At 61.4% G+C, this 21,878-nt stretch carries 18 protein-coding genes; 8 read left to right on the forward strand and 10 right to left on the reverse strand.

Annotated elements, in window-relative coordinates; translation table 11 throughout:
- Positions 1 to 25: 25 nt before the first annotated feature.
- The 3 genes from CACC_RS10400 to CACC_RS10410 all read right to left on the reverse strand — a co-directional run bounded on the left by CACC_RS10400 (position 26) and on the right by CACC_RS10410 (position 5,263).
- Positions 26 to 883 (reverse strand): sulfurtransferase, encoded by an 858-nt coding sequence (locus CACC_RS10400; protein WP_005279409.1) that lies wholly within the window; start codon positions 881 to 883, stop codon positions 26 to 28.
- Positions 884 to 927: 44 nt separating this feature from the next.
- The gene (gene clpB / locus CACC_RS10405; RefSeq protein WP_005279407.1) at positions 928 to 3,483 is read right to left on the reverse strand and encodes an ATP-dependent chaperone ClpB; all 2,556 of its coding nucleotides are present in this window, start codon (positions 3,481 to 3,483) and stop codon (positions 928 to 930) included.
- A gap of 403 nt (positions 3,484 to 3,886) precedes the next feature.
- Positions 3,887 to 5,263 carry a sodium/glutamate symporter gene (locus tag CACC_RS10410; protein WP_035108524.1) on the reverse strand — a complete coding sequence of 459 codons (1,377 nt, stop codon included), beginning with the start codon at positions 5,261 to 5,263 and terminating at the stop codon, positions 3,887 to 3,889.
- A 131-nt stretch (positions 5,264 to 5,394) separates the two neighbouring features.
- Between CACC_RS10410 and CACC_RS10415 the strand changes: the two genes are divergently transcribed.
- Positions 5,395 to 6,738: an NAD(P)-binding domain-containing protein gene (locus CACC_RS10415; RefSeq protein ID WP_005279403.1), complete on the forward strand. Its 1,344-nt coding sequence runs from the start codon at positions 5,395 to 5,397 to the stop codon at positions 6,736 to 6,738.
- A 112-nt stretch (positions 6,739 to 6,850) separates the two neighbouring features.
- The gene (locus tag CACC_RS10420) at positions 6,851 to 8,083 is read left to right on the forward strand and encodes an FAD-binding oxidoreductase (protein WP_005279402.1); all 1,233 of its coding nucleotides are present in this window, start codon (positions 6,851 to 6,853) and stop codon (positions 8,081 to 8,083) included.
- Here the strand turns inward: CACC_RS10420 and CACC_RS10425 are convergent.
- Entirely contained in the window at positions 8,080 to 8,895 is an 816-nt protein-coding gene (locus CACC_RS10425) for a carbon-nitrogen hydrolase family protein (RefSeq protein ID WP_005279400.1), read from the reverse strand. The genes CACC_RS10420 and CACC_RS10425 overlap by 4 nt on opposite strands.
- A gap of 91 nt (positions 8,896 to 8,986) precedes the next feature.
- On the opposite strand from CACC_RS10425, the gene CACC_RS10430 reads away from it, so the two are divergent.
- Positions 8,987 to 9,250 carry a hypothetical protein gene (locus CACC_RS10430; protein ID WP_005285027.1) on the forward strand — a complete coding sequence of 88 codons (264 nt, stop codon included), beginning with the start codon at positions 8,987 to 8,989 and terminating at the stop codon, positions 9,248 to 9,250.
- A complete protein-coding gene (locus CACC_RS10435) occupies positions 9,247 to 10,425 on the forward strand; it encodes an alpha/beta hydrolase (protein ID WP_005279396.1) in 1,179 nt (392 codons plus the stop codon). The genes CACC_RS10430 and CACC_RS10435 overlap by 4 nt, the downstream gene beginning before the upstream one ends.
- Before the next feature lie 43 nt (positions 10,426 to 10,468).
- Here the strand turns inward: CACC_RS10435 and exaC are convergent, their stop codons facing one another.
- From exaC to dnaK, 5 genes are all read right to left on the reverse strand, one after another.
- Positions 10,469 to 11,989, reverse strand: coding sequence for an acetaldehyde dehydrogenase ExaC (gene exaC, locus CACC_RS10440; RefSeq protein ID WP_005279394.1), 1,521 nt, complete (start codon positions 11,987 to 11,989; stop codon positions 10,469 to 10,471).
- Between the two features lie 429 nt (positions 11,990 to 12,418).
- Entirely contained in the window at positions 12,419 to 12,961 is a 543-nt protein-coding gene (locus CACC_RS10445; RefSeq protein WP_005279393.1) for a heat shock protein transcriptional repressor HspR, read from the reverse strand.
- 20 nt (positions 12,962 to 12,981) lie between these two features.
- Positions 12,982 to 14,187 (reverse strand): molecular chaperone DnaJ, encoded by a 1,206-nt coding sequence (gene dnaJ / locus CACC_RS10450; protein WP_005279391.1) that lies wholly within the window; start codon positions 14,185 to 14,187, stop codon positions 12,982 to 12,984.
- Between the two features lie 98 nt (positions 14,188 to 14,285).
- Positions 14,286 to 15,008, reverse strand: a complete 723-nt coding sequence (gene grpE / locus CACC_RS10455) for a nucleotide exchange factor GrpE (RefSeq protein ID WP_005279390.1) — start codon at positions 15,006 to 15,008, stop codon at positions 14,286 to 14,288.
- Entirely contained in the window at positions 15,008 to 16,870 is a 1,863-nt protein-coding gene (dnaK, locus tag CACC_RS10460; RefSeq protein ID WP_005279388.1) for a molecular chaperone DnaK, read from the reverse strand. Before dnaK ends, grpE begins: the two co-directional genes overlap by 1 nt.
- A 485-nt stretch (positions 16,871 to 17,355) precedes the next feature.
- Between dnaK and CACC_RS10465 the strand changes: the two genes are divergently transcribed.
- From CACC_RS10465 to CACC_RS10480, 4 genes are all read left to right on the forward strand, one after another.
- Positions 17,356 to 17,577, forward strand: a complete 222-nt coding sequence (locus tag CACC_RS10465; protein ID WP_005279387.1) for a hypothetical protein — start codon at positions 17,356 to 17,358, stop codon at positions 17,575 to 17,577.
- Positions 17,578 to 17,816: 239 nt separating this feature from the next.
- Positions 17,817 to 18,995: a histidine kinase gene (locus CACC_RS10470; RefSeq protein ID WP_244262157.1), complete on the forward strand. Its 1,179-nt coding sequence runs from the start codon at positions 17,817 to 17,819 to the stop codon at positions 18,993 to 18,995.
- Between the two features lie 91 nt (positions 18,996 to 19,086).
- Positions 19,087 to 19,242: a hypothetical protein gene (locus CACC_RS10475; protein ID WP_023018046.1), complete on the forward strand. Its 156-nt coding sequence runs from the start codon at positions 19,087 to 19,089 to the stop codon at positions 19,240 to 19,242.
- The gene (locus CACC_RS10480) at positions 19,227 to 19,907 is read left to right on the forward strand and encodes a response regulator transcription factor (RefSeq protein WP_005279383.1); all 681 of its coding nucleotides are present in this window, start codon (positions 19,227 to 19,229) and stop codon (positions 19,905 to 19,907) included. The genes CACC_RS10475 and CACC_RS10480 overlap by 16 nt, the downstream gene beginning before the upstream one ends.
- Positions 19,908 to 20,045: 138 nt before the next feature.
- Here CACC_RS10480 and CACC_RS10485 read toward each other — a convergent pair whose 3' ends face one another.
- Positions 20,046 to 21,755 carry an LPXTG cell wall anchor domain-containing protein gene (locus CACC_RS10485; protein ID WP_249852942.1) on the reverse strand — a complete coding sequence of 570 codons (1,710 nt, stop codon included), beginning with the start codon at positions 21,753 to 21,755 and terminating at the stop codon, positions 20,046 to 20,048.
- Positions 21,756 to 21,878 lie beyond the last annotated feature (123 nt).

Raw genomic sequence — 21,878 nt, forward strand, 5'->3', positions numbered from 1 at the left:
TCGGAGTCGGAGCGATTAATTGGGATTAATCGTTAACCGAAGTCCTATCCCCGCGTTCCACCGGGTTGGTCGGGTCTGCAGACCACTGCGACCAGCCGCCGATGTAGTGGCGCAGGCCGGTGAATCCGGCGTCTTCCATCGCCGCGAGGGCCAGCGCGGAGTGGTTGCCCGAGCCGGAATAGATGATTGCGTCCTTGGTGTTTTCCTGGGTCAATCCGGCCGCGGCCAGCACCTCACGGATTTCATCCGGAGACTTCAACGTGCGCACCCCATCGTTGTGGAAGAGGCGCTCGGGAATATTGACCGCACCGGGGATGTGGCCTGCCTTCAAATCTAGGTTTTCGCGGCGACCGGCAAAGCGGTTGCTGGAGCGCGTATCGATGAGGACGCCATCATGCTTGCGGACGTCATCGATCGAGGCGGTCTGCAGCTGGCCAGGAGTGACCTCGAACGTGGAGCCGACCGCAATATTGCCCGGGCCCGTGAGAGTCTGGTAACCGTGCGCGAGCCAGTTTTCCAAGCCGCCGTCGAGGATGCGCACATCCGTCAGGCCTGCCCAGCGCAGCGTCCACCACGCGCGGCCGGCGAACAGCCCGCGGCCCTCGTCATAGACCACCACGGGGCGGTCTTCCTGCAGGCCCCAAGAACGGATCCAGGACTGCAACTTGTCTTCATCGGGAAGCGGGTTGCGGCCATTGCGCGAGCCGGGAAGGCCGACGAAGGCCGCGCCGGTATCGCCAAACAGCGCGGTGGGAATGTGCTGGGAAGCAAAGTCGATGAAGCTTTGGCCCGTCTTGGGCTGCCAGTGGGTGCCGAGGAGGGTGAAACGATCGCCGTGGTAGATGGATTCTTTGAGTTCCTGCGGGGAAACTAAAATGCTCATGCCTTCCAGTCTAAAGGCATGAGCATTATTTTTCGCCCGGTAATTTAGCGAGCGGAGATATCCAGCTCCGCGCCGCCATCGGCGACATCGACGTGGACGGTATCGCCATCGGCAATGTCACCGGCCAAAAGCTTCTTCGCTAGCTTGTCACCGATAGCCTGCTGGATGGTCCGGCGCAGCGGGCGGGCGCCGTAGGCGGGGTCATAGCCGCGGTCAGCCAACCAGGACTTGGCGGAATCGGATACCTGCAGCGTCAAGCGCCGGGCCTCCAAACGCTCGGTGAGACCGCGCAGCTGGATGTCCACGATGCCGCGCAGCAGTTCCTCCGACAGCGGCTCGAACATCACCACGTCATCGAGGCGGTTGATGAACTCCGGCTTGAAGGCCCGCTTTACGGCCTCCATGGTCTCGTCCTTCGTACCGCCGGCGCCCAGGTTGGACGTCAGGATGATGACGGTATTGCGGAAGTCGACGGTGCGCCCCTGGCCATCGGTAAGCCGCCCCTCATCCAGGACCTGGAGGAGGACGTCGAAGACGTCGGGGTGGGCCTTTTCCACTTCGTCGAAAAGCACGAGCGTATAAGGCCGACGCCGCACGGCCTCGGTGAGCTGGCCGCCGGCCTCGTGGCCGACGTATCCCGGAGGGGCACCAACGAGCCGGGAGACGGAGTGCTTCTCGCCATACTCAGACATATCGATGCGCACCATGGCGGATTCATCGTCGAAGAGGAAGTCCGCCAGCGCCTTCGCCAGCTCCGTCTTACCCACGCCGGTGGGGCCGAGGAAGAGGAAGGAGCCGGTCGGGCGGTTGGGGTCAGCCACGCCCGCGCGGGAGCGACGCACGGCATCGGAAACAGCGGTCACGGCCTCGCGCTGGCCGACGACCCTCTCACCCAACACCGATTCCATGTTCAGCAGCTTCTCGGTCTCGCCCTGCAGCATCTTGCCGGCGGGAATGCCGGTCCACGCGGAGACGACCTCCGCGATGGTATCCGGGCTGACCTCCTCATCCAGCATGGTATTGCGCTGGGCAGCGGCCTTTTCCTCGGCTGCTGCCAGGTCCTTTTCCAGCGGCGGTATCTTGCCGTAGTTGATCTCGGAGGCTAGGGCGAGGTCGCCGTCGCGCTCGGCAATTTCTGCTTGGCGGCGAAGATCGTCGAGCTCCTCCTTAATATCCTGCACGTCATCGATGGCCTTCTTCTCGTTGGCCCAGCGCGCCTTGAGCTCGCCGAGTTTTTCGCGCTGGTCCGCGAGCTCGCCCTGCAGGGCGGCCAGGCGGTCCTTGGAGGCGGCGTCGGATTCCTTCTTCAGCGCGAGCTCCTCGATCTCCATGCGGCGAACGATGCGCTCGAGCTCATCGATTTCCTGCGGCGAGGAGTCGATTTCCATGCGCAGACGGGAGCCAGCCTCATCGACTAGGTCGATGGCCTTGTCCGGCAGGAAGCGGTTGGTGATGTAGCGGTTCGATAGCTCCGCTGCAGACACCAAGGCGGAGTCCATGATGCGCACGCCGTGGTGCACCTCGTAGCGCTCCTTGAGCCCGCGCAGGATACCGATGGTGTCTTCCACGGACGGCTCTGCGGCGTAGACCTGCTGGAAACGGCGCTCGAGGGCGGCGTCCTTTTCGATGTACTTGCGGTACTCATCCAACGTGGTTGCACCGACGAGGCGCAACTCACCGCGGGCCAGCATGGGCTTAATCATGTTGCCAGCATCCATGGAGCCTTCGCCGGTAGCGCCGGCGCCGACGATGGTGTGCAACTCATCGATGAAGGTGATGATTTCGCCCTCAGATTGCTTGATTTCATCCAGCACAGCCTTAAGGCGCTCTTCGAACTCGCCGCGGAACTTGGCGCCGGCGACCATGGAGCCGAGGTCCAGGCTGATGAGCGTCTTGCCCTTCAGGGACTCGGGGACGTCGCCAGCCACGATGCGCCGGGCCAGGCCCTCGACGATCGCAGTCTTGCCGACGCCCGGTTCACCAATCAACACCGGATTATTCTTCGTCCGGCGCGAGAGCACCTGGACGACGCGCCGGATTTCCTGATCGCGCCCGATGACCGGGTCGATCTTGCCCTCGCGCGCCCGCGCGGTGAGGTCGGTGGCATACTTTTCCAGGGCCTGGAATTGGTCCTCCGGGTTCTCCGAGGTCACCTTGGCGGCCCCGCGCACGGAGGGGAAGGCGCCCTTGATGGCGTCGTAGGTTGCGCCGCGGCCGGTCAGCAACTCGGCGGCGTCGGTCTTCGAACCGGCGATAGCGGCGAGGAGGACTTCGGTGGACACGAACTCATCGCCAAGCTCGCCCGCCAATTCCTGCGACTTGGTCAGTACGTTTAAGCCATCCCGGTTGAATTGCGGGTTGGACATATTGGAGCCCTCGGCGCTGGGATAAGAGTTAACCAGCTCGCGCGCTTCCTTCAGCACGGTATCCGGGTCAACGCCGGTGGCCTTGAGTACCGGCGCGGCGATGCCGCCTTCCTGCCCAAGGATAGCCGCCAGCAGGTGCGCCGGGCGGATATCCGGGTTGCCATTCGCAGACGCAGTCTGCAGGGCTTCCTGCAGCGCCTCTTGTGTTTTAGTGGTGGGGTTAAAAGAACTCATGTGTACGTTTCTCCTTCTAAGATTTATTCGTCCATTTTAAGGATTCACTTGGTATAACGCACATAAAGTTGAGCCTATTCCACTCAACCCAAATTTTTTGAGTCCACCCGGCTCAACTTCCCACGCTATGCTCCCCAGCGTTGCCGCCATGCAGCAAAAGTTCTACCCAAGTCCTGCCGGCATAGGAGTGAGCACGCCGCACTGCCGAAGCTGGGTTCAAACCGGGTTCCAGCGAGGCAGAGAGGTTCCGGCCGACAACCTCCATGAGGCGGGAAGTTTGCAGCCGACGGCCTGAGCGTGACGGAGCCCCAGCAGGGCGCGGCACGACAAAGCCGGGCCACCACACCAAAAATGTGGGAGCCCGGCTTGCGCAGAGTAGCTGCGCAGGGTGGATTTGTGAAGGCTAGGTTTCTTGTTTCTGGCCCACGTGGCCGATGCCCTCTTTGAAAATCGTGCCGCGCGGCGGAAGCAGACCCATGAATTTGAATGTCAGGTACACACCGATGGAAATGGCCAGCGAGACGGCACCGAACGCGCCGGTAAATCCGTACATCACAGCCATCGGCGCGATAATGGTCCACGAAATCTCGAACGGGCCGAAGCCGATGTAGGCCATGCCGTATTCGGAAAGCGTGCCGGACTTCAGCTTCGGGTCGACGATCTTAAGCACGGCGATGCCGGTAGCCACGGTGGCCGTCGCCCAGCCCCAGCCGAAGATACCGCGCTCGATCCAACGCTCGCCAAAGAACTCGGCGGGGAACCACATCAGGAAGAAGCTACAGAAGATGGTGCCCAAAATAAACAGCACCAGCAGCGCCTGCCAGTAGGAAGCGATAGCAGCAGGAACGATGGCGGCCACACCGAAGGCAATGAGGTAGTCGGTAGCAGCACCGGAGATGGAGGATACGGAATCCTTATCCAGATAATCCTCGGCACCGACGAAGTTCATGATGGCGCGGAAGATGAGGCCGATAACCATGGACATCGCAAAGAGCGGAATGGAAACATTTTCCCAAATGCTGGAAATGCCCTTATTGACGCCGTACGCCGTCATGACCGTGAGGATGATGAAGCCGAAGTGCAGCGCTAGCGGCTCGATGGAAGAAGGGTTGGTGGTGGCGCGACCAAGGGAGGGGCGATCAGCCAGGTTCTTGATGTAGCCGCGGCGAATCTCTTCCGGCAGCTCCTTGGGCACGTAGGACACCTTGCCCTTGCGGATGCCCCAGTTACCAGCGATGACACCACCGATAATCGCGGCCAGCGTGCCGACGGTCGCGGAAGTAAAGCCCAATGACGCTGCCGCCTCGGCGCCGACGCCCTCCAGCGCGCCACCCACAGCGGCGGCCGTGCCGAAGCCACCGGTAAAGCCAACCGGCAGCATCATGCCGAACCAGTTGGGGGTATCAAAGACTGGGGCGAAGAAGAGCAGGCCGAGCACGATGAACAGGCCCCACTGGCCGGTGAACATCATGGTGGAATAGCCCCACATATTGCGCGCGCCCTTACCCATGTTGCCGCCGACTTCCATGGAATAGGCCATCGAGGCAAAGACCACGGCGATGAGGATGGAGGTGTAGTCGCCGAGGTTATCGGAGAAGTTGATCCACCCCAGCACGTTGGGGCCGACGAGCAGGCCGATCAGGCCGGCGGTAATGGGGGCAGGCAGCAATAAGTCCTGGAAGATAAACTTCACTTGGTGGCGCAAAATATTGCCGATGACCATGAGTAAGGAAATCCAACCCACGTCCAGCATGAGCGTATAAGCGGAAAAATCTTCCATGGGAATCCTTTCTAGCTGTGCAGTTATGACAGGCCGCTCACTTGTAGAGAGCTCGCAGATAAAAAGTACATTACCTATCATGTAGTGAGCCACAACATACGGCGGATTTTCACCCCCGCTACAATGGCACGGTGGAGCACTACCTCAGCATCATCATCGGCGCGGGCCAGGCAGGCTTGGCGACGGCCCACCAGCTCACCTCCCGCGGCCTTATCCCCGCCCAAGACTTTTTGCTTATCGATGCCAACCCCGCCCCCGGCGGCGCCTGGCGTCACCGGTGGGATTCCTTGACGCTGGGCAATGCCCACAACATCGCGGATCTGCCAGGCATGCCCGCCCCGCTTGCCGATGCCTCCTCCCCCGCCTCCCACGTAGTCGCCGCCTACTACGGCGCCTACGAGGACAAGTTCCAGCTGCGACCCTACCGCCCGGCGCGCGTCCGCAGCGTCCGCCCCCTGCCCGGCACGCACAGCGCGCGCAATCTCCACGGCGCGCTCGGCCCGCGCGATGAGCGCGCAACAGAGAACCCAGACGAGCCACGCAGTGTGCACGCTTCGCACGGCGAGCGCGATCCGCGGGGCGCGTTCCTCGTGACGCTGGAGTCCGGCGAGCAGTTTTCCGCGGACGCCATCGTTAACGCCACCGGCACGTGGGATAGGCCGTATATTCCTTATATTCCGGGCATCGGCAGTTTCGGCGGGCACCAACTGCACACCAAGGACTATTCGGCGGCGGAGGATTTTGCAGGCCAGCACGTATTGGTCGTCGGCGGTGGGCTATCCGCGGTGCAGTTCTTATTGGAGCTTGAGGGCATCGCGCAAACCACTTGGGCCACGCGGCGGGCACCGGATTTTACGGACACGGAGTTCGATAAGCAGTGGGGCTTGGATGTGGAAAAGAAGGTCCGCGAGCGGGTCTTTAGCGGCAATCCACCGGCCTCGGTGGTCTCGACCACCGGGATTCCGCCCTGGCAGGAATACCTGGATGCAGTCGAGCGCGGCGTTTTGGTCTCGCGCGGCATGTTCAATGCCATTGATGCGACCGGCGTGTGGTTTGGCGAGGCTGCGACGAGCAGCAGGACTGCGGCGAGCGACGGGGCGGCCACGGGTGGCAGGACTGCGGCGAGCGATGAATCTACGGCGCACTGTGAGACGGTGGCGGACGGCGACGGTGCTGTGAGCGGTGGGTTTGTGGGGGCATCGGAAAGCGGGGCGGCATGGCAGCCGTACCCGGCGGGCACGCACCTGGCGGTGGACGTCATCTTTTGGAATACCGGTTTTCGTCCGGTACTCGACCACCTGGCGCCGTTGCATTTGCGCTCGCACAAGGGCGGGATTGTCATGCGTAACGAGGTCTCGCCTGCCGCGAACCCGCGGGTTTTCCTCGCCGGATATGGATCGACCGCCTCGACGGTGGGGGCGACGCGCGCGGGGCGCTTGGCTGCGTGCGAAGTCATCAAGGCGCTGGAACTGTAGCGCGGGGACGATAGAGCAGGCGCCGATGGAGCGGGCGCCGCTCCCCACCAAAAGGCAGGCGCGGGGTGAAAGTGCGAAATAGAGGCAAGCAAGCACACTAGAATGGGAAAACATGTGGGAATTGGGCGAGCACTTCCGAAAGTACGCAGACGACTACCGCGATGCGGTGCATGAGCAGTTTTTCCTCATGGTGCCGGAGGCGCGGCAAGTCTTTTCCCTTTCTATGCAGGACACCCACCGGTCCATGGTGCACTCATTGGCGTGGATGATTGAACACGCGGAACCCAGCAGCGCCGGCGCGGGGGCGGGAGTTGGAGCTGCGCTGCCCGAGGCCGTCCGGGAGAAAATCGCGCAGCTCGGCCGCGATCACCGCAGGCACGGCTTCCCGGCAGAGGTGTATGCGCGGTTCGAGGAGGCGCTCATCAAAGGCCTCCGGGTATTGGCGCTGACGCGGTACCAATACGACTTCGCCTGCGCCGTCATCCACGAGGTCTGCGCGGAGATGGGCACCGCGGCGCGCGAGGCGGACCTGGCTGGGGAGGCGCCGGCGTATTCGGGGCAGGTGGTCGCGGTGGAGCGGCCGACGCGCGAAACAGCGGTCATTCGCGTGGAGGCGGGAATGCCCGCCGACTTCGAGCCGGGGCAGTATTTCCCCGTCACCACCCAGTACCTTCCCGGCCAATGGCGCATGCTCACCCCAGCTCAGCCAAGCGATGCCACCGGCCAGCTGGTCTTCCACGTCGCCGCGGTGGGCGCGGCTTCGCGGTCGCTTGCGCATACCAAGCCGGGCGATTGGTGGACTTTGGGCCGGCCCACCGGGTCCATCTGGCAGGACCTGCGCGCGTTGCGCGGCGGCAGGCTGGTCATCGTGGCCTATGGCACGGGCTGGGCGGCGGCGCGGTGCTTGGCGCTGGCGGCCCGCCAGGCCGCGGATGCGGGCGAGGAGGGACTCGCGAAGAACCTGGACCTGCAGATTTTTGCCGTTGCGGATAGCCCCGGCGCGCACTATGACACGCACTTCCAGCAGAACCTTACGGCCCTCTACCCCGATCTCAGCCTGCGCCGCATCATCCGGAAAGAAAACGACCCGTGGTTGCTGGGCGCACGGCCGCTTGCCGATGCCGCCACCCACACCCTCTCCCCCGACCCGACCGATGTAGTAGTCAACGAGGCCGAGTTATCCACAGGCACGCCCACCTACTTTGCCCTCTTCGGCAGCGCCGAGGAGGTAGCGGAAGGAAGGAAGGGGTTGGAGAAAAGGGGCATCGGCAAGCAGTGGATCTTGAGCCACAGCTGGGGCCGCGACCGAGAGTGGCTGCCGGAGGATTATGCGGCGCAGTCTTAGTCGTTAAGTTCTAGCACCGGCAGGGAGCGGCGCGTCTTCGCTACTTCTTGCGGGTCGATATCGGCGTAGAGGATCTCGTCTTCGTAGCCGGCTTCTGCCACGCGCACGCCGTTGGGATCGACGATGGTGGAGTGCCCGATGCCGGTCGGGCCCGAGGGGGATCCGGCCTCCGCGTTGCCGCCCGGGCGGGATTGGCCCGCGGCGAGAATATAGCTGGTGGAATCCAGCGCCCGCGCCGCCGTGAGCAGGCGCCACTGCTCCAGCTTGCCGGGGCCATCCGCCCAGCTGGTGGGCACGACGATGAGCTGTGCGCCCTCTCGTGCCAGCTCCTTGAACTGCTCCGGGAAGCGGATATCGTAGCAGACCACGACGCCGACGGTAAGGTCATCGACGTCAAAGGTCACCAAGGACTCCCCAGGCTGCACCGTATCGGATTCGCGGTAGTCAAAGGCATCGTAGGTGTGGATTTTTTCGTAGCCGCCCAGCACGCCGGGGCCTGCGACGAGCGCGGTATTGGATACGCGGTTGATGGTCTTATCCTCGCGCTCGATGGTATCGGCTGGGCAGAACATGCCGACGACGACGGTGACCTCCAATTCCTCCGCCGCTTCCTGAATCGCGGTGGCGAACGGGCCTTCGAGGTTCTGCGCCTGCTCGTCTAGGCGGCCCGAGCGGAAGTTCTGCGAGGTGGCCTCGGGCAGCACGATAAGGCGCGCGCCCGCCGCCGCGGCCTCGCGGATTTTATCCAGGGCGAGTTCTTGGTTTTCCTCGATGCTGCCGGTAGAGGTCAATTGCACTGCTGCTATTTTCATAAATCCCAACTTAGTGCAGCGTCACCTAGTTATCCACAGGTTGGCGATTTTGCCCTCGCGGCCACAGCCCGCAGCGGCCACGCTTAAGGCCATGAGTTATGTAGATATTCCTGAATACCTTCCCGCACATGTACGCACGTTGAGGGCGCGGCCGGCGGCGGCTATGCCGGGGGCACGCTTAAGCGTGGCTTCCCGGACGTCTGCCGCCCTGCAGCGCGCGGTGACACAGTGGTCTGAGACGCAGCAGCTTAGCGATGCCACCGTTTCCCAGCACCTGCGCAGCCTCCACTCCTTCCTGGACCGCAGCGGCGCGCTCGATTCCTCGCTCGCCGCGAGCTTGGGGAGGGCGCGATGAATTTATCGACTGCCCTGCGCCACAGCGCCGCGCAGCTCGCCGCGGACCGCGCTGGCCTGCACACTCACTATGTGGATTCACACCACGATTGGCGCTCGCTATCGCTGGGTGGGCCCGCGGGCGTGGCGGCGCGATCCGGTTTGGCGGAGGCAACCGAGTGGCTGAGTAGCCCCCTCGGGCAGATGGAGCGGGTCATCGAGGTACTCGACCGGCATGCGGACCTGCAGGCCTGGCGCGAGGAGGTGGAGGCGCGGATCATTTCCTTTTTGGGCAAGATCGACGAGCTTTCTGGGCCCGCCGCGCTAGCCGGTGCCGTGCAACTGCGGGAGGTGCGCGCGCTTGGCGATGCCCTCGATTGGCTCTGTTCCCAAGAAATCGACGCCCTCTGCACGCCCGCCGGGGCGGAACCGCCTAAGCGGCTGGAGGATTTTGCCGATCTTCCCCTCGATACCATCCACGAGATTAACCTCGCCCAGGCCAGCGACCGCGTGGCGCAGCTGGCCGCGGATAATCCTGATATGCGCATCGTGGAAACTAGCCCTGGCCGGTTGGTAGCACTGGTGGATCCTGAGGGCTTTCGCACGGAACCTGCGTCCGTGACCACGTTTGTCGAAGGCGTGCATTCCTCCGACCCCACCACCTGGCAGCGCGCCGTGGACCGCGGCCGCAATATCGCCACCGCGAGCGGTGGGCCAGCCGCCGTGTGGTTGGGTTACCAAGCGCCGTCCAGCCTGCCGCGCGCCGTGCACGCCGAACCCGCGCGGGCGGCGGGGCAGGAGCTGGTGCGGTTTCAGCGGGGCATCGGCAAGCGGTATCCAGGCGCAAAGCGAACGGTGGTGGGCTATTCCTATGGCTCCGTCGTGACCGGATACGCGGCGCGCGAGGAGGAAATCGCCTCCGATATCGTGCTCGTGGGAAGCCCCGGCACGAGTGCTCAGCACGCCGGCGAGCTGCACGGCACTGTGTGGGCGGCGACCAATGACAATGACCCCATCGCTATCGCGACGGGGCCACTGAGCGGGATCCACGGCCCGGATCCCACCACCCAGTCCTTTGGCGCCACTCCCCTCCCCGGCGCGGATGGCCTGCCTGGGGACCACGGGTCTTATTGGGAGGACCCGCAGTTCCTGCGCGGTTTGGGCACGGTGGCCGCCCCGGAACCCAGGCCGGATTAGCGTTGGGCTGGGCAGCGCGGGGGCGTGGGAGCGTGGGGCGGGTTTAGAAGAGTCCTGCGGGGGCGTCCGAGTACGAGACCAGCATGTTCTTGGTTTCCTGGTAGTGGCCGAGCATCATCAAGTGGTTCTCGCGGCCCAGGCCGGATTCCTTGTAGCCGCCGAAGGCGCTGTGTGCCGGGTAGTCGTGGTAGTGGTTGACCCACACGCGGCCGGCCTGAATATCGCGCCCGGCGCGGTAGCAGATGTTTTGTTGGCGCGACCATACGCCGGCGCCGAGGCCGAAGTTGGTGGTATTCGCGATCTCGATGGCCTCGTCGTAATCCTTGAAGGTCGCCACAGAGAGCACTGGCCCGAAGATCTCCTCCTGGAAGATGCGCATCTCGTTGCTGCCCTTAAAGACCGTGGGCTCGATGTAATAGCCGTTTTCGAGGCCTTCGACCTTGTTCACGTGGCCGCCGGTGAGCGTTTCCGCGCCTTCTTCTGGGCCGATCTTGAGGTATTCGGTGATCTTGTCCATCTGCTCCTGAGAGGCCTGGGCGCCCATCATGGTTTCGGTATCCAACGGGTGGCCAATCTTGATCTTCTTGACGCGCTCGATGGCGAGCTCCAAGAACTTATCAGCAATATCCTCATGGACCAGCGCGCGCGATGGGCAGGTGCAGACCTCGCCCTGGTTGAGGGCGAACATGACGAATCCCTCGACGCACTTTTCTAGGTAGGAGTCATCTTCATCCATGATGTCTTTGAAGAAGATGGACGGCGATTTGCCGCCGAGTTCCAGGGTGACCGGAATGACCTTGTCCGCGGCGGCCTTATTGATGAGCTTGCCCACTGGGGTGGATCCGGTGAACGCGATCTTGGCGATGCGGTCCGAACCCGACAATGCCGCACCAGCTTCCTCGCCCACACCGTTGACGATATTGAGCACGCCGTCTGGGAGGAGGTCGCCGATGATATCCATGAGCAAGAGGATGGATGCTGGCGTTTGCTCCGCGGGTTTGAGAACGATGCAGTTACCGGCGGCCAGGGCCGGTGCGATCTTCCAGGAAGCCATAAGCAGCGGGAAATTCCACGGAATGATTTGGCCGACCACGCCGAGCGGCTCGTGGAAGTGGTAGGCCACGGTGTCTTCGCTGATTTGGGACAGGCGGCCCTCCTGTGCGCGGATGGCGCCCGCGAAGTAGCGGAAGTGGTCAACGGCCAGTGGGATATCGGCGGCCAAGGTCTCGCGGACGGCCTTGCCGTTTTCCCAGGTTTCCGCGACGGCGATCTTTTCCAGGTTCTCTTCAATCCGGTCCGCGATGCGGTGCAGCAAGAGCGCGCGCTCTGCTGGCGTGGTCTTGCCAAAGGTGGCGAAGGCCTTTTCCGCGGCATCGATAGCCGCATTAACATCGGCTTCCTTGCCGCGGGCCACCTGACAAAATACTTCACCGGTCACGGGGCTGATGTTGTCCATGTACTCGCCATCGACTGGCGGTACCCACTTACCGCCAATGTAATTGTCATAGCGGTCGCGGTAGTTGACGATGGCCCCTTCGGTTCCGGGTGCTGCGTACAAAGTCATGATGGTGGTGTCCTCTCGTGCAGAAATCTCGACTGTGGCTCTTGCCAGGTGTGGTCCTTGCCGGTTATGGCCCGGACCACTGCAGGCGCTCTACCGTGGCGTATCTCACCTGCTTTCCGGCCATAGTAATGCACTTTTTCGCATCTCGCACAAAATAGGGGTGAGAAATTAACATTTCTTCACAGACCAAAGTCCGGTTGTGCGAGTGCAGAACTGCCCGAGGGAGGGGGCAGCGGTGCGAGGGGGCGCGGGAATGATAGGGGCCGAGGGGGAGCCGGGAGGCCGGGGGCACCGAGAGTGCGAGGGGCTTTTGGGCAGAGATAAACCCTCCATACCTGTGCGGGCGCTATGCCGTAAAAGGTATGGAGGGTTTTAGTTGAGGTTTCTCGTCCGCAGGACGAGTTAGGCGGTTTAGCCGGTTTAGGCGGTTTAGCCGCCGTTGTTTCGGCGATTGCGTTTGCGGTCGCGCGCGGTGCGCGGGCTCCACATCACCACGGAGGTAGACCGCGGGACGTGGACGAGCTCACCGCTGCGTTGAGAACGCAACGAGACCTGCGAGCCTTGCGGGCCTTGGGCGCCGCGGGTGTGCTGCCCCTGTGCTTGGGGATGTTGTGCTTGGGGGTGCTGCGATCCCGAGCGCTGCCCGGCGGCGAGCTGGTCGCGGAGGGCACGGACTTCATCGGCAAGCGCATCGCGTTCAGCCTCGAGCTGGTCGCGTTCCTCGGTTAGCTCGATGATGGATTTGATGCCGGCGAGATTGACGCCATCGTCTTGCGAGAGCGCCTGAATCTTGCGGAGCAGTTCAATATCGCGATCCGAATAACGGCGGCCGCCGCCCCGGGTGCGGGCCGGAGAGACCAAACCCATGCGGTCATAGGTGCGCAGGGTTTGGGCGTGCATCCCGGAAAGCTCGGCGGCCACGGAAATGACGTAGACCGCAGTAGCGGAGCCTTCTGCCTTTCCAGTACTCATTGTGCAATGCACCTCCTGCCTTAATTGCTCTCCGCGCCGGCCCAGCCTGCGCGGGGATTAAAGCCAGAGTCCTTTTCGGCTTGTGCATAGGTACGCAGGGCGCTGGAGGCCGCAGCATCGAGCTTGGAAGGCACGGTGACCTGCACGCTCACCAAGAGGTCGCCGGCCTTACCGGCGCGCTTGGCAATGCCGCGCCCACGCACGCGCAAGGTGCGACCATCCGGGGTACCGGCGGGGATCTTCACACGGACCGGGCTGTCCAAGGTGGGAACCGTGATGGTGTCACCTAGGGCGAGCTCGGCAAACGAGACGGGGACGGTGATGTGGATATCGTCGCCGTCGCGGGTAAAGACCTTGTCGGGCTTAACGGTGACCGCAACGAAGAGGTCACCGGCCGGGGTGCCATTCGGGCCAGCCTCGCCTTGGCCGGCGATGCGGACCTTTTGGCCGTCGATGACGCCGGCGGGGATGCGGACCGTGATATTCCGGGTACGGTGCACCGTTCCGGTGCCGTTGCAATCCGAACATGGATCTGGGATGCGGCGGCCCGTGCCATCGCAATCCTTGCACGGGGCGGAAAAGCCGAAGGCACCGCGGTTTTCCGAGGTGTACCCGGAGCCATTGCAGGTCCCGCACGTTGAGGTCTTGCCGGAGGAAGAACCCGAGCCGTGGCACGTGGTGCACGGCGCATTACCGCTTAAGGCCAGCGGGATGGTGGTCCCCTTGGCGGCCTCGCGGAAATCGAGGGTTATTTCCGTTTCGACGTCGGCCCCCCGCGACGGTTTAGCTGAGTGGCCAGCACTACCGCTGCGGTTGAAAACGCTACCGAAGATATCCCCAAAACCGCCGCCTTGAGACGATCCTCCAGTGGCTCCTCCGAAGAGGTCCGAGAGGTCGAAGTCTTGCGCACCTTGTCCACCCATGTTCGTGGATCGAAACCCGCCGGGAAAGCCGGCGCCTCCGTTCCGTCCAAAGCCACCGCCATTACGCAGCATGGCCTTGAACTGGTCGTATTCTTTGCGCTCGGAGGCATCGGAAAGCACATCGTATGCTTCCGCAACCCGCTTGAACCGATCCGCTGCCGCGGGGTCATCGGGGTGGGTATCGGGGTGGTTTTCGCGGGCAAGCTTGCGGTACGCGCGCTTGATCTCGCTTTGGTCTGCGGACGAGGAGACCCCCAGATCCGCATAATAATCTTTGTCTGCCCATTCGGGTTTAGCGCTCACTGGGCATCTCCTCCTTTCAAGAAGAATCGGTTGTAGTTAGTAAAAAGGGCGCCGGGGGAAGTTGAATCAGTCAGTTCCCAAGGCGCCCTTTTCCCGGATTAATCGGCTTGTTCGGTGCCTTCCGAACTGCCGGAGTCCTCACCGGGGTCCGCGATGATGACCAGCGCGTTGCGCACCAGCCTCTCACCTACGCGGTAGCCCTGGCGCAGCACGGTGCCAAGCACCTGCTCATCGCCGGAGGACAAATCCTGCACGGCCTCGTGCATCTCTGGGTCGAAGGGTTCGCCCTCTTCACCAAAGGCGGTGAGGTTGTGCTGCTCTAGGCCCTTGCGGAGCTTATCCGCAACCGCCTTGAGCGGGCCCTCCAAGTCACCGTGCTGCTTGGCCAAATCGAGGTCATCAAGAACCGGCAGCAAGTCACTAATGACCTTTGCCTTCGCGGTCTCGATAACGGATTGGCGGTCACGCTCGGTGCGGCGGCGGTAGTTGGTGTATTCCGCATTCAGACGCTGCAGGTCTTCCGTGCGTTCTGCCAACTGCGCCTCCACATCGTTGGTGGCAGCGCCGGTGGAGGTGGGCTCATCGCCCTCCGCCTCGGCTTCGACCTCATCGGCGTTGACATCAGCCAGCGCGTCTTCGAGGTCAGCATCAAGGGTGGGATCCAACTTGGCTTCTTCGGAGGCATCAGCCTGCGCGTCGTTGGCAGCCTGTGCTTCCTCGGCCTTTTCGGCGGCAGCCTCAGCGCGGTCAGCCGAGGTAGCCTCCGGATCCGTGTTTTCCGGGTCGCCTGGGTTTTGCGGCATTCCGCTGTCCTGAGTCATTACTTGTCGCCATCCTTGTTGTCGTCGGAGTTCTCGTCTTCGTCCACAACTTCAGCGTCGACCACGTTCGGGTCGCCCTGTGCGGCGCCGGCATCGCCAGCACCCTCAGCGCCGCCCTCTGCAGCCTGCGCCTCGTAGATCTGCTTGCCCATCTCCTGGGATTCGGTGGACAGCTTCTCTACTGCGGACTTGATGGCGTCGAGGTCATCGCCCTTCAGCGCCTCATCGACGGCGTCAGCAGCCTCGGTGACCTTGGTCTTGGTGTCCTCAGAGACCTTGTCCTCGTTATCCTCCAAGAACTTGCGGGTCTGGTAGGAGGTGGACTCTGCGTTATTGCGCAGCTCCTGCTCCTCGCGACGCTTCTTGTCTTCCTCAGCGTGCTGCTCGGCGTCCTTGACCATGCGGTCGATCTCTTCCTGGGAAAGGCCGGAGCCTTCCTGGATCTTGATGGTGTTTTCCTTGCCGGTGCCCTTGTCCTTGGCGGTCACGTGGACGATTCCGTTGGCGTCGATATCGAAGGTGACCTCAATCTGGGGCACACCGCGAGGCGCCGGTGCAATGCCGCCGAGCTCGAAGGAACCCAGCAGCTTGTTGGCGGTAGCCATCTCGCGCTCACCCTGGAAGACCTGGATCTGTACGGAAGGCTGGTTGTCTTCTGCGGTGGTGAAGGTCTCAGACTTCTTGGTCGGAATGGTGGTGTTGCGCTCGATGAGCTTGGTCATCACGCCGCCCTTGGTTTCAATGCCGAGGGAGAGCGGGGTGACATCGAGAAGCAGCACATCCTTAACCTCACCGCGCAGCACACCTGCCTGGAGGGCAGCACCGACTGCAACGACCTCGTCCGGGTTAACGCCCTTGTTCGGGTCCTTGCTGGTCAGCTCCTTGACCAGGTCAGATACGGCCGGCATACGGGTGGAACCGCCGACCAGCACAACGTGGTCGATATCGCCGACGGAAAGGTCAGCATCCTTAATGACCTGGTTGAACGGAGCCTTGGTACGGTCCAGCAGATCCTGGGTGATCTTCTGGAACTCGGTGCGGGTCAGGGTCTCGTCCAAAAACAGTGGGTTCTTGTCAGAGTCAACGGTGATGTAGGGCAGGTTGATGTTGGCCTGCTGGGAGGAGGACAGCTCAATCTTGGCTTTCTCTGCAGCCTCGCGCAGACGCTGCACGGCGCGCTTGTCCTTGGTCAAGTCAACGCCCTGGGAGCTCTTGAAGCGGTCCACCAGCCAGTCAACGATGCGCTGGTCCCAGTCATCGCCACCCAAGGTGTTGTCACCTGCGGTAGCCATAACCTCAACGACGCCATCGCCGATTTCCAGCAAGGACACGTCGAAGGTGCCGCCGCCCAAGTCAAAGACCAGGATGGTCTGCTCTTGCTCGCCCTTTTCCAGGCCGTATGCAAGTGCAGCCGCGGTGGGCTCGTTGACGATGCGCAGGACGTTCAGCCCGGCAATCTGGCCGGCTTCCTTGGTGGCCTGACGCTGGGCGTCCTCGAAGTATGCAGGGACGGTAATAACAGCGTCCGTAACATCCTCACCCAAGTAGGACTCTGCATCGCGCTTCAGCTTCATCAGCGTGCGAGCAGAAATCTCCTGGGAGGTGTAGTCCTTGTCATCAATGTTGACGGTCCAGTCAGTACCAATGTGGCGCTTGACGGAGCGGATGGTGCGGTCCACGTTGGTCACGGCCTGGTTCTTGGCGGACTGACCAACCAGGATTTCGCCGTTCTTCGCAAACGCTACAACGGAAGGCGTGGTGCGGGAGCCTTCGGAGTTAGCGATAACGGTGGACTCGCCACCTTCCAGTACGGAAACGACGGAGTTCGTCGTACCAAGGTCAATACCTACTGCGCGTCCCATGATTCTTTCTCCTTTTTATCGAGTACAGTTAATAAAGTTGATTGTCAGTGACTCAACTCTTCGTTGCGTCCTTGCGCTACTCTAACAGAACTTTAGCGCTCCTACACAAAACCTTGAGCCTGTGTCACTCAACCTTAACAACGGACCACCTTGCAAAGTTATTCCCACGGACTCAACTTTCTTGAAACTTTTTATATTTCCCCAGCTAGACAGGTTGTAAAGGTGGTCCACCATCCCAGCTTCCTCAGATACACAACAAAGAAAAACTCTTCCTCCAGAGGGCCCCACAGATCCCAAAGTCACCCACACGGCACCCCAAAAGCGCCCCAAAGGTGGCCAAAAGTTACCAAAGAAAGGGGCACAAAGAGGATTGTCAGCCCTCGCCCGCTCGCAGATACTGGACACCACGGCAGCCGCTCGGTTGCTCTCCAGAGAATGATTGTTGTGTAGATTCACTTCCCCCACCGACATGAAAGGAAATGTCAATGCTCGATACCCTTGTACACCTCAGCTCCGCCGTTGACTTCGATACTGTCGTTAAGATCGCCAAGGGCATTGTTGGGCTGATTTCTCAGTCCGACTCCAACTCTGAGGGCCTGTCCTCTGTAGTTGAGGGCCTGTCCTCCCAAGGCAGCGTAGAGTCCACCACTGAGACCACCGCTGCGGCTGAAGAGGCTGCCACCACCGCCACCGCCGCAAACGCTTAAACCCCCGAGCGCTTAAAACGCTCGGTAGCGTTTCACACTCCTTCATGAAGACCAGCTAAACCTCCCTCACCTTCTGTGCCGCGCGGCATGCGCTGCGCAATTAAGCTGCACGATTAAGCAGCCAGAAGGTGCAGGGGGTTTAACTGTTTTAGCACCCTATTTCTCAGATATGCGTTTGTATTTACACTAGACGCGCACGTCAACCTTCACCCCAGCGTCTAGAAAGCGAACTTCTCGCCGTGACCCACGCCCCTCGCCCACCGCTGTATCACCGCCTCCGCTCGGCGATGACCCTCCAGCGCACCGCAGCATTAATCGCCGCACTGTGCGTAGCGCTTACCCTGCTCGCAGCGTTTCTCACCCCAACTGAGCATCAGCTATCCGCGGCCATCATCGGGCTCATCCTCACGGCGATCACCGCCTCTGTGTACCGCTACCCCAAGACCATGACGGTGGCGTTCCTGGGCATCTGGGTCGCTGCCATCCTCACGGTGGGCATCCCCTATGCCAGTTGCGTATTCCTCGCCCCGGTCTTCCTCGCCGTCTTCGCGTTTCATGGCACTAAATGGCAGACCTTCTTCCTGCTCTTGGCATTTTGGGGTGTCGGCCTTATCGATCCTGGCACGCACCGGCTGGTTTTCCTCCCGGCGCCCGCGCTGGTCTGGGGCATGCTTTTGGGCGTCAGCGCCCTTATCGGCAGCACGCTGGCGCATTCCGCCAAGCGCTACAAGAAGGCGATGGTGGAATGGAATAACGACGTCAAGCGCCGCCAGACCGACTTGGCCGAAACCCTCCACAATTCCGTGGTCTCCAGCCTGACGGTCAATACCATGCAATTAGAGGCCCTGAGCTTGGAATACGCCAACGATCCTGGCCTTAGCCGACGCCTTACTGAGCTTAGCGATGCCATGCGTGCATCCATGTCCGAGGTCCGCGCGCTCACCAAAGTACTACGCACCAATATTGAGGGCGCCACTGAGGCCACCAGTCTTGGGACGCTGGCCCCACCCACCAGCTTTGCCCAGCTGCTTAGCCGCGAGGAAGAGCGGCTCTCCAAGCTCAATCGCCGCCCAGTGGTCAACATTAGAGGGCACGATTTCTGCCCCGAATTTCCTCCCACGGTGCTCGAATCCATCGCCGCTATTACCACCGAGGCGTGCCTGAACGCCGTGAAGTACTCGCCTCCCGGCGCCGAGATTGCCATTTCGGCGCGTCCGCACATGGGCTGGACGCAGCTTAGGCTGAGCAATCCCATTGCGAAGCCCACGAGCACGTCGGCGGAGACATCGTCAGGCATTGGGCTTTCATCCATGCAGCGCATCGCAGCAACTATCGATGCCAGGTTGGATGCGAGGGGCACCGACAAGCGCTGGGAGCTCACCCTATCTCTGCCGCCTTCGGCGCATAAGGAGCGTTAATTATGCCACGCCGCATGGCAGGGTCGCGCCCCCTTCTATTAAGCTATGCCTTGCTTATTTTGACGTAGATTTTATGACAAGGAGATTGGTCATGCAGACCGCGCTCGCTAGTATCCTCACGCCCTTAATGATGTCCACCTCCCTGTTCGGCGCGGATCTCACGCCCGGCGATCTGCCCCAGAACACCAAGTACGAGTCCTCCGTAGAACTCGTCTTCGGCTGCCCGGCCCCATGGTGCTTCGAGTAAAAACGGCGCTGCTGCTTGTCGATGACGACCCCCTCGTCCTCGAGGCCCTAGGCCACTACTTTGCCACCGCCGAGGACATGGAGGTCAGCGCCACCGCAGAAAACGGCAAGGACGCCCTGGAGCAGCTAAAGACCAACGACATCGATGCGGTTATCGCCGATATTCACATGCCAGAAATGGATGGCACCGTATTATTGCGCGAGATCAACAAGCTGGAGGATCCCCCAGTTTTCATCGCGATGACGGCGATGGATAACGATGACACCCTCAAAGAGGTCATGTCCCACAAGGCCGCAGCCTATATCCTCAAAAGCTCCAAGCCCGCCTATATCCAAGACACGGTCCGGGAGGCGGTGCGCGGCGGCACGGTCGTAGCCCCGCAATCCTTAACGCGCCTCTTCCAGCAGATGCCGGAGCTGCAGACCGACGATGACGACGCGGCCGCCGCGCCGGCCCACGCACCGGAAACGCCCAATATCTCCCCGGCACAAGAGCGCATCCTCGACCTGGTCTGCGAGGGCAAATCCAATGAGGAAATTGCCACCAGCACCCACTATGCCGCCGGCACCGTCAAGAAGTACGTCTCCAGCCTGCTCAGCGAATTCCACGCAAAATCTCGCCTCGAACTCGCCGTTAAAGCACTGAAAGCCGGTTACGGAAAATAGGGGCTTCCCTTAAGAACGCACCTGCACAGCACAATGCGCCCCCGCAACGTTTCGTACGCGTTGCGAGGGCGCTGCTTTGACCGCTTCTAAGTCAGCTTCTCAGAAGCCGGCAGTGCTGGGTAACTGCCACTAGCTTTCTTAAGCGTTGCGGTTCCTACGCACCAGGAAGAGACCGCCTGCAATAGCCATGATTCCGGCAATAACCAGTCCAATGACAGACGCGCCGGTATTGGCAAGGCCAGTGGTTCGCTGCGAGTGGTCACCCTTGGCAGGGGCTGCAGCCGTCGTGCTGGTGGCGGCATGAGACTGCGAACCGTTCTGCGGCTGGGTGGTCTCCTGCTGCGTGCCGGGTTCCCGCGGCTCAGTTCCCTGAGGCTCGCTCGACTTCGGCTTGTCCGGCGTCGTGCTCGGTTCCTTATCCTTGTTCTTTCCCAACGGCAGCAATGGCACTGGGAGCAATGGCTGCGGCAACGTCGGCGTCGTGGTGGACGAAGGCGTAGGCTCAGGGCTTCCCGAAGGCTCGCAGTCCGGGTCCTCGGACTCAGGCTCCGTAGAAGGAACTGTGGTCTTGCCACTCTCGCTAGGCGTTGGCTCCGAAGGCTCGGACGGCTCCGACGGATCCGATGGCTTAGGGGACTCAGACTCCGATGGCTTACACGTCGGCGTAGTCGTCTTGGTCGTCTCCGTAGTCGAAGAAGCAGGAGTCTCCGAGGTAGTCGTCACCTCCGTAGATGTAGTAGACGAAGGAGAAGATGGCTCAGGATCCTCTTCGGGCTCTGGCTCAGGGTCTTCGGTCTCTGGTTCCGTGGTCGTTACCGTGGTCTCGCCATCTTCATTGGGCGTAGTCTCCGAAGGCTCTGACGGTTCCGATGGCTCCGTTGGCTCCGACGGTTCAGGAGAATCCGAGGTAGTCGTCGCCTCCGTAGACGGAGTAGAAGAGGTAGAAGACGGCTCCGACTCCTTTTCCGTATCCGGCTTGGGTTCGGTCTCGCTTGGAGTAGGCGCCTCAGGGTTTTCATCGACGGTCAGCGCGGCACTCGCAACATCTTGTTTAAATAGATGCGCATTTCGGCTTTCGACCTTGACACCGAAGTGGTCCTTGCTGGGATTGAATGAGCAATTAGTAGACCTCACCCGTTGTTTAACGTGGATGGTAGAGCCTTCAGGTATCCATACATCGCCGGCGGAGCCCTTTTCATTGAACTTCCATTCATAGCGGCTGAGCCAACGATAGTTTGTCAGATCCGTACCGTCGGCACCCGTATAAATGGTCGGCTTAGCCTGCGGGTTCAGGGTACGCTTTGGATAAGCGTCACTTGGGAAAACCTTATCGGTGAGATTCTCTCCATTGGGGCCCGTCACCGTAAATTCTGGTTTACCGTTCAATTCGAAGTGGTCAGCAGTAGTCCCGAGCCACAAATCGGCCATCCAAGTTCCGTAGCGGCCTGGGTTTTCAAAGGTAAGCGTACCTTCCGCATCCCGGTAGCAGGCAGCATTGTCCACCTCGCGACCGTTTACCTCGTTCATTTCCCATTTCCCGTACGTCCAGTCCAACGTCGGGCGGATATCGATTTCGGTCGCTACCGTCACACCGAGTTCTTCTCCATCTTTGACAGTCTCGTTAACCGTGACAGGAATATCGACGCTTAGAGAAGTGTCGGCGCCAAAGGGAGTGGTCGATTTAAACCCAGGGCGAAGCTCGCCGGTTGCAAATTCAAAAGCAATAGTGTTGTGCTCGTCCACCGTCGGAGCTTGGGTAAGCTCCCGCTTCTTACCGTCGCTCCACTTGAAGTCCAACTTATCTACCGATTTGACGGTCAGTTTCGGATTAACATTCAGTTCAAACAAAACTGCGGTGATATCAGACTCGCCATATTTCCATTTTCCCGACTTTGGATAAGGTGCCGTACCGTCAATTTCGATGTGGGCATTGACGGTTTCACCAGGCTTTACTTTGGTTTTATCCGTGTC

This window comes from Corynebacterium accolens, assembly GCF_023520795.1.
Lineage (GTDB): Bacteria > Actinomycetota > Actinomycetes > Mycobacteriales > Mycobacteriaceae > Corynebacterium > Corynebacterium accolens.

What these genes read in the sequence shown, in the direction of transcription:
- CACC_RS10400 (WP_005279409.1), bottom strand. Translation starts at nt 883, where the DNA reads ATGAGCATTTTAGTTTCCCCGCAGGAACTCAAAGAATCCATCTACCAC.
- clpB (WP_005279407.1), bottom strand. Translation starts at nt 3,483, where the DNA reads ATGAGTTCTTTTAACCCCACCACTAAAACACAAGAGGCGCTGCAGGAA.
- CACC_RS10410 (WP_035108524.1), bottom strand. Translation starts at nt 5,263, where the DNA reads ATGGAAGATTTTTCCGCTTATACGCTCATGCTGGACGTGGGTTGGATT.
- CACC_RS10420 (WP_005279402.1), top strand. Translation starts at nt 6,851, where the DNA reads ATGTGGGAATTGGGCGAGCACTTCCGAAAGTACGCAGACGACTACCGC.
- CACC_RS10425 (WP_005279400.1), bottom strand. Translation starts at nt 8,895, where the DNA reads ATGAAAATAGCAGCAGTGCAATTGACCTCTACCGGCAGCATCGAGGAA.
- CACC_RS10430 (WP_005285027.1), top strand. Translation starts at nt 8,987, where the DNA reads ATGAGTTATGTAGATATTCCTGAATACCTTCCCGCACATGTACGCACG.
- CACC_RS10435 (WP_005279396.1), top strand. Translation starts at nt 9,247, where the DNA reads ATGAATTTATCGACTGCCCTGCGCCACAGCGCCGCGCAGCTCGCCGCG.
- exaC (WP_005279394.1), bottom strand. Translation starts at nt 11,989, where the DNA reads ATGACTTTGTACGCAGCACCCGGAACCGAAGGGGCCATCGTCAACTAC.
- CACC_RS10445 (WP_005279393.1), bottom strand. Translation starts at nt 12,961, where the DNA reads ATGAGTACTGGAAAGGCAGAAGGCTCCGCTACTGCGGTCTACGTCATT.
- grpE (WP_005279390.1), bottom strand. Translation starts at nt 15,008, where the DNA reads ATGACTCAGGACAGCGGAATGCCGCAAAACCCAGGCGACCCGGAAAAC.
- dnaK (WP_005279388.1), bottom strand. Translation starts at nt 16,870, where the DNA reads ATGGGACGCGCAGTAGGTATTGACCTTGGTACGACGAACTCCGTCGTT.
- CACC_RS10465 (WP_005279387.1), top strand. Translation starts at nt 17,356, where the DNA reads ATGCTCGATACCCTTGTACACCTCAGCTCCGCCGTTGACTTCGATACT.
- CACC_RS10475 (WP_023018046.1), top strand. Translation starts at nt 19,087, where the DNA reads ATGCAGACCGCGCTCGCTAGTATCCTCACGCCCTTAATGATGTCCACC.
- CACC_RS10480 (WP_005279383.1), top strand. Translation starts at nt 19,227, where the DNA reads ATGGTGCTTCGAGTAAAAACGGCGCTGCTGCTTGTCGATGACGACCCC.